This window comes from Stackebrandtia sp., assembly GCF_035643755.1.
In the GTDB taxonomy this organism is placed as follows: domain Bacteria; phylum Actinomycetota; class Actinomycetes; order Mycobacteriales; family Micromonosporaceae; genus Stackebrandtia.
Window position 1 is genome coordinate 1 of record NZ_DASQPW010000275.1, and the last position, 5,967, is coordinate 5,967.

Annotated in this window: 7 protein-coding genes and 1 pseudogene; 5 read left to right on the forward strand and 3 right to left on the reverse strand. The window is 70.0% G+C overall.

All coding sequences use genetic code 11. From position 1 onward, the window contains the following. The 4 genes from VE172_RS21190 to VE172_RS21205 all read left to right on the forward strand — a co-directional run. The coding region (locus VE172_RS21190) for a DUF993 family protein (protein WP_324803985.1) at nucleotides 1–924 on the forward strand (924 nt) is incomplete at its 5' end. Beyond that, entirely contained in the window at nucleotides 921–1,721 is an 801-nt protein-coding gene (locus tag VE172_RS21195; RefSeq protein WP_324803986.1) for a sugar phosphate isomerase/epimerase family protein, read from the forward strand. The genes VE172_RS21190 and VE172_RS21195, both read left to right, overlap by 4 nt. A 46-nt stretch (nucleotides 1,722–1,767) precedes the next feature. After that, the gene (locus tag VE172_RS21200) at nucleotides 1,768–2,271 is read left to right on the forward strand and encodes a MarR family winged helix-turn-helix transcriptional regulator (protein ID WP_324803987.1); all 504 of its coding nucleotides are present in this window, start codon (nucleotides 1,768–1,770) and stop codon (nucleotides 2,269–2,271) included. Next, the gene (locus VE172_RS21205; protein WP_324803988.1) at nucleotides 2,268–2,702 is read left to right on the forward strand and encodes a hypothetical protein; all 435 of its coding nucleotides are present in this window, start codon (nucleotides 2,268–2,270) and stop codon (nucleotides 2,700–2,702) included. The genes VE172_RS21200 and VE172_RS21205 overlap by 4 nt, the downstream gene beginning before the upstream one ends. On the opposite strand, the gene VE172_RS21210 is transcribed toward VE172_RS21205, so the two are convergent. Next, the gene (locus VE172_RS21210) at nucleotides 2,695–3,834 is read right to left on the reverse strand and encodes a polymorphic toxin type 44 domain-containing protein (RefSeq protein ID WP_324803989.1); all 1,140 of its coding nucleotides are present in this window, start codon (nucleotides 3,832–3,834) and stop codon (nucleotides 2,695–2,697) included. The two genes, VE172_RS21205 and VE172_RS21210, sit on opposite strands and share 8 nt — an antisense overlap. Nucleotides 3,835–4,112: 278 nt before the next feature. Then, nucleotides 4,113–4,520, reverse strand: coding sequence for a MerR family transcriptional regulator (locus tag VE172_RS21215; RefSeq protein ID WP_324803990.1), 408 nt, complete (start codon nucleotides 4,518–4,520; stop codon nucleotides 4,113–4,115). A 198-nt stretch (nucleotides 4,521–4,718) separates the two neighbouring features. Between VE172_RS21215 and VE172_RS25555 the strand changes: the two are divergent. Continuing rightward, nucleotides 4,719–4,976 (forward strand): annotated as a pseudogene (locus VE172_RS25555) (GNAT family N-acetyltransferase); the annotation flags it as partial. 129 nt (nucleotides 4,977–5,105) lie between these two features. On the opposite strand, the gene VE172_RS21225 reads toward VE172_RS25555, so the two are convergent. After that, entirely contained in the window at nucleotides 5,106–5,777 is a 672-nt protein-coding gene (locus VE172_RS21225) for a TetR/AcrR family transcriptional regulator (protein ID WP_324803992.1), read from the reverse strand. Nucleotides 5,778–5,967 lie beyond the last annotated feature (190 nt).

Genomic DNA, 5,967 nt, shown 5'->3' on the forward strand with positions numbered 1-5,967 from the left:
CTGGGCGTCGCCGAGGCCATGGACACCGCGCAGCGCGGCATGGGCCTGGACTGGGAGGCCTCGGCCCAGCTGATCCGCCGCAGCGCCGCCGCCTCCGACGGACGCCCGCTGGCGTGCGGAGCGGGCACCGACCAGCTCGCCGCACCCGCCTCGCTGTCCGAAGTGGTCGATGCCTATCTTGAGCAGCTCGAACTGGTGAGTTCGGTGGGCGCCACCCCGATCCTGATGTGCTCGCGCGCCCTGGCCGCGACCGCCTCGGGCCCCGAGGACTACCTGTCGGTGTACGCCGAGCTGCTGCGCCAGGTCGACCGCCCCGTGATCCTGCACTGGCTGGGCCCGATGTTCGACCCCGCGCTGTCGGGCTACTGGGGCTCCAACGACCTGGTCGCCGCCGCCGACACCCTCGCCGAGCTGATCGCCACCCACGCCGCGGCCGTCGACGGCGTGAAGATCTCCCTGCTGGACGCCGCCGCCGAGATCGCCTTCCGCCGTAGGCTTCCCGACTCGGTGCGGTGCTATACGGGCGACGACTTCAACTACCCCGAGCTGATCGCGGGCGACGACAGGGGCTTCAGCCACGCGCTGTTGGGCATCTTCGATCCGTTGGCTCCCTTCGCCTCGGCCGCCGTGCGGCGCCTCGACGCCGCCGACACCGCGGGCTTCCGCTCCATCCTGGACCCCACGGTCGCCCTGGCCCGCAAGGTGTTCGCCGCACCCACCTACAACTACAAGACGGGCGTGGTGTTCCTGGCCTGGCTGGCGGGCCACCAGGACCACTTCCGGATGGTCGCGGGACGCGAGGCGGCGCGCTCCATCCGCCATCTCACCGACGTGTTCGTCCTGGCCGACCGCGCGGGGCTGTTCGGCGACCCCGACCTCGCCGCGCATCGGATGCGCGCCCTGTTGGAGGTGGCGGGCCAGTGAACCGCTTCTCGCTCAACCACGCCACGACCAAGTACTGGGACCAGGACGAGGCGATCGACGCCTGCGCGCGCGAAAACGTGGGCATCGGTCTGTGGCGGGAACCCGTGGCCGCCAAGGGTTTGGAGAACACCGCCCGCCGCGTGCGCGATAGCGGCGTCACCGTCACCTCGCTGTGCCGCGGCGGTTTCCTCACGACCGGTGCACCGCAGGCGCTGGACGACAACCGCCGCGCCATCGACGAGGCCGCGGCGCTGGGCGCCGGGGAGCTCGTCGTGGTGTGCGGCGGCCTTCCCGAGGGCTCCCGCGACATCGACGCGGCCCGTCGCGCCGTCGCCGACGCCCTCGGTGCGCTGGCGCCCTACGCCGTGGAAAGCGGTGTGCGCCTTGCTGTCGAGCCGCTGCACCCGATGTTCGCCTCCGACCGCTGCGTGATCTCCACACTGGACCAGGCGCTCGACGTCGCCGAGTCCTTCACGCCCGAGGCGGTGGGCGTCGTCGTCGACACCTACCACGTGTGGTGGGACCCCAACGTCTATGCGGCGATCGCCCGCGCGGCGGGGCGGATCGCGTCGTTCCAGGTCGCCGACTGGATCACCCCGCTGCCCGCGGGGGTCCTGACGGGTCGCGGCCAGCTCGGCGACGGTTGCGTGGAGTTCCGCCGCCTCCGCGACGCCGTCGACGCCGCTGGCTACAGTGGACATATCGAGGTGGAGATCTTCAACGACACCATCTGGTCCCACCCCGGCCCCGACGTCTTCGCCGAAACCCTGCGGCGGTATCGGGAGCACGTCGCCTAGTCCTCGCCATCGCGCGGCGCTTCCGCGGGTGAGATATCTTTGCTTCATGGAAAGAAATAACGCCGTGCTCGAGTTGAATCGCGCCACCTTCGTGCTCGTCACCGAGGCGCACCGCGGCATGGCGCGGGCCTTCGACGCCGCGCGGGTGGGCGTGCTGCAGGCTGTCGCCCCAAACCCGTTGCGCCCCAGCGAGATCGGCGAACGCCTGGACATGGCCCCGTCCTCGGTGACCCGTCACACCCAGGCGCTGGAGGACGCGGGCCACGTGAGCGTCGAGGCCGACCCCGACGACGGCCGCACCTGCCTGATCCGCGCCACACCCGACGGCATCGAGGAACTCCAACGCCTGGAACAGATCGGGAACGACGCGTTCTCGCGGGTCGTCTCGGACTGGACGACCGACGACCTGCACACCCTCACCCGGCTGCTGCGGCGCCTGACCTCGGACTGGGCCGAGCGCGGGGCCTCGGCGCGCGCCCGCGCCCGCCAGACCAAGCCGACGCGCTGGCGCTTCCGACCGAATTCGGCCGCCGACGGGGGCCAACGATGAACGCCACCGAGCGCCGCCCCGCCGTCGGTCCGCCGCGCTGGGCGGCGTGGTGCCTGTACGGGCTCTCCGCGTTTCAGGTGGTCATCGCGGTCCTGCTCTACCTGAACTGGAACGACACCGTCGACGGATTCACGGGCGAGGCCTTCGCGCCGCGGCGGGATGCCGCCGAGGGCGCCGCGGCCGGCGCGCTCGGCGTGCACGTCCTGCTGGCGGTGCTCTTCCTCGTCGTCGCCGCGAAGGTCGCCGCCGCCCGCCGCTGGGCCCGGATCGTCGCCACCGTACTGCTCGCGTTCGTCATCGTCGGCGGCATCGGCGCGATGCTGACCATCTCCGAGCAGACGCCGCTCAACCCGATCGGCGTCGCCCTGGCGTTGGCGGCGGTCGTCCTTTTGTGGATGCCGACCGCGTCGCGCGGGCGCTCCGCTACTTGACGACGGGGAAGCCCGGGTCGTTCTCCTTGACGGCGGCGTCCTCGAAGTCCTTCTGGTGCGCCAGCACCGCCTGCTCCACGATCGCGGGCGTCAGTTCCCCCGGCTTGTACTTGTCGGCCAGCTCGAACCCGATCTTGACGGCGACATCGTCGGCGGGGTCCTTCTTGCCCGTGTCGCCCGTGCCCAGGTTCTGCGCCGTCATCAGCTCGATCTCGGTGAAGCCCGCCTTCTTACCGACGAAGCCGTAGTGGATGTTCGACCAGATGTCGTAGCGCAGGTACTTGCCCATCTTGGGGTCGTAGCTGTACAGCGTCGTCGGGTCCTTGACGTTCATCCCGAACCTCTCGCGGATCTTGGGCTTGTGGTCCCAGGGGCCGTTGGTCTTGACCAGGCGATAGAACTCGGCGTACGCGCCCGCCTTGCCGCCCAGCGACAGGCTGTGGTTGCCCAGCCACAGGCCCTTGGTGGTCCAGCTGCCGCCGTTGGTGTTCATCTCGTCGGTGATGTACTTCAGGATCCCGTCGTTGGTCCTGGCCTTGGCGTCCTTGTCGGGATCGGGGACGGGAGCACCGGGCGGCTCGGCGGGGGAGTCCTTGGACGGCATGTCGGGGCCCAGTTTGGACAGTTCACCGGAGAACGTCCGATCGACGAGCTGGGCATCCTTGGTGGCGGCGGCCATGTCGGCGTTGGCCTGGTTGGCCAGCGCGACGTTCCTGTGGAAGTTGGCCTTTCCCCGCGGGCTGGCCCTGTCCCACGGCCCCCACAGGTCCTCGCGCCACTGGTAGTCCACCCGCCCGGCGGCCGCGTCGAAGCGGCCGCCGTCCAGGCCGCCGGCCACGCCAGCGGCGCGCCGTGCCTTTCCCTGGGCGGCAAGCAACGCAGACGTCGCGCGGGTGGTCGCGGCGGCGACCCTGCCCAGCCTGTCACCCGCGGTCCCCAGCGACGCCGAGTGATCGGTGAGGCGGCGCGCGGCCACGTCGGAATCGCTGCCCCGCCAGGAAGCGGGGATCTTCTTTCCCAGGCCGTCGATCAGCTCGGAGTGGTCGAGCGCCGTCGACGACAGGCGGCGAAAGGCGGTGCCGTGGCCGTGAAGCGCCGAGATGTCCATGGTGGTGAGCTGCTTGAAATCCACAGTGGCCCTCGTTTGTCGAGCGTGTCAAGACACGGGGTAACCAGACGTTGACCCGGCAACGTTACATCCACGCATCGACATTTTCGCGGGACCGCTCCCGCGCGCGACGGGCCTTAGGGCCTGTTGGGGAACCCCGTTTCCCGCTGCGCGCCGCCCCGACGGCGCCTGGCCGCGTTGTCGGCACGCCCGCATACAACACCGGTATGCGGGCGCACCTCCGCCTTGCCACGCACTCGACGGGACGCCGCTCGCCACGGAAGTGAGTTCCCCAACAGGCCCTAACCCTGCTTGGCGGGCACCTTGAAGAAGGGATCGGCGGTGTTGCCGCCGACGCGCTCCTGGTACATCTTCACCTTGGTGTCGATGATCTGCTGGCACGTGACCAGCTCGTCCAGCCGAGCGGCGACCCGCTCCTGGTGCTCGCGCAAAAGCTCCAGCCGCCGCGGCTCGTTGCCCTCGCCCGCCCGCACCAGCGCCGCGTACTCGCGGATCGCGGGCACGGGCATCCCCGAATCCCGCAGCCGCATGCAGAAGTGCAGCCAGCCCACGTCGTCCTCGTCGAAGACCCGCCGCCCCGCCGAATCGCGGCGCACGGGCCGGGCGAACAGCTCCTCGTTCTCGTAAAAGCGCAGAGTGTGCACGCTCAGCCCCGTCCGCGCCGCCACCTCGCCGATGCTCAGGTTCATGGCCCCACCCTAGCGCTCGGCGGCGGGCACTCCGCTGGTCAAGCGTGGCAGGATCGTGCGGTGACCAACGCGAATATCGAGATACGTGAGGTTGAGGGGGACGTCGGTTCCCGCATCGTCCTGGATCTGCTCGACTCCGCCATCGAGTGGATGGTCTCGGCGGGCAACACCGACCAGTGGGGCTCCACGCCCGCCTCGATGGACACCCGTTTTCGGCTCCGCGCCCTGGACTTCGCCGCCAGCGGCGGCCTGTACGCCGCGTTCCTGGGCGACGAGGCGGTGGGCGCGCTGGCCGTCGGCGGCCCCAACTCCTACGTCCCCGCCGCCACCGAGCCCGAACTCTTCCTGCGCCTGCTGGTCACCCACCGCGCCCACGCGGGCCTGGGCATCGGTTCCGCGCTGCTGGACCGCGCCGTCGACCTGGCCCGCGCGAAGGGCGTCTCGCTGCTGCGCGGCGACTGCTACGCGGGCAACGGCGGCAGGCTGGTGGCCTACTACGAGCGCAACGGCTTCGTCGCCACCGACCACCTCACGGTGGACCGCCCGCAGGGTCCATGGCGCGGCAGGGTCATCGAGCGGCGCTGGTTATCCGGTCGCGATGTGCCGCTCCAGATAGTCGCGGATCAGCGTCTTGGCCTCGGTCAACACCACGTCGTCCCCGTCGGGGTCGCGCCGGAACGCCAGCTTCACCAGCGCGTCGCCCGCGGTGACCGCCACGGTCAACGCCAGCGACACCTGCCTCTCGTCGCCCAAGGGGAAGTGTTCCGACAACATGGCGTGCAGGCGATCGGTGAGCACGTCATCGTTGCTGCGCTCGGAATCCAGCAGGTGAACATCCACAATGTCGCCAAAGTGGAGCGTCCTGAACCCCGGCTCGGTGCGGTGCATCGAGATGTACTCGTCGATCACCTCGTCGACGATCTGGGACCAGTGCTCGGCGGTGGTATTGGCGATCCGCCGCGACAGCCGCTCGATGTATCCGTCCAGGTAACGCATGTCCAGCGCCCGCACCACCGCGCGCTTGTCGCCGAAGAACTGGTACACCGAGCCGATCGCGACGTCGGCGCGCTGCGCGATCAGGGTGGTGGTCAGCTTGGCGTAGCCGATCTCGTCCAACAGGGCGGCGCAGGCGTCCAGCATCCGATTCACCCGCTCGGCGCTGCGCTGCTGCACGGGCACCCGCCGCAGGGCGGCCCCCGCGATGTGCGGCCCCGCGACGCCGCCTTGCTCGGCCCGCGACTTAGCTACAGTAGACACATAGTCTCCTTCACGAATCCCATCTTAATTTCCATCCCCAGCGAGGTCACAGTGACGGGGACGTGATGCTGCGCGCTCTTGACAAAACCTAAAGTGAGAGGTATTCACATTCCTGTGACCCAAGCCGCGAAGCCCTGGAGCAACTGGGCGGGCGCCGCCCGCGCCACCCCGCGCCGCGCCGCCACGCCCG

What these genes read in the sequence shown, in the direction of transcription:
- VE172_RS21215 (WP_324803990.1), bottom strand. Translation starts at nt 4,520, where the DNA reads ATGAACCTGAGCATCGGCGAGGTGGCGGCGCGGACGGGGCTGAGCGTG.
- VE172_RS21205 (WP_324803988.1), top strand. Translation starts at nt 2,268, where the DNA reads ATGAACGCCACCGAGCGCCGCCCCGCCGTCGGTCCGCCGCGCTGGGCG.
- VE172_RS21200 (WP_324803987.1), top strand. Translation starts at nt 1,768, where the DNA reads ATGGAAAGAAATAACGCCGTGCTCGAGTTGAATCGCGCCACCTTCGTG.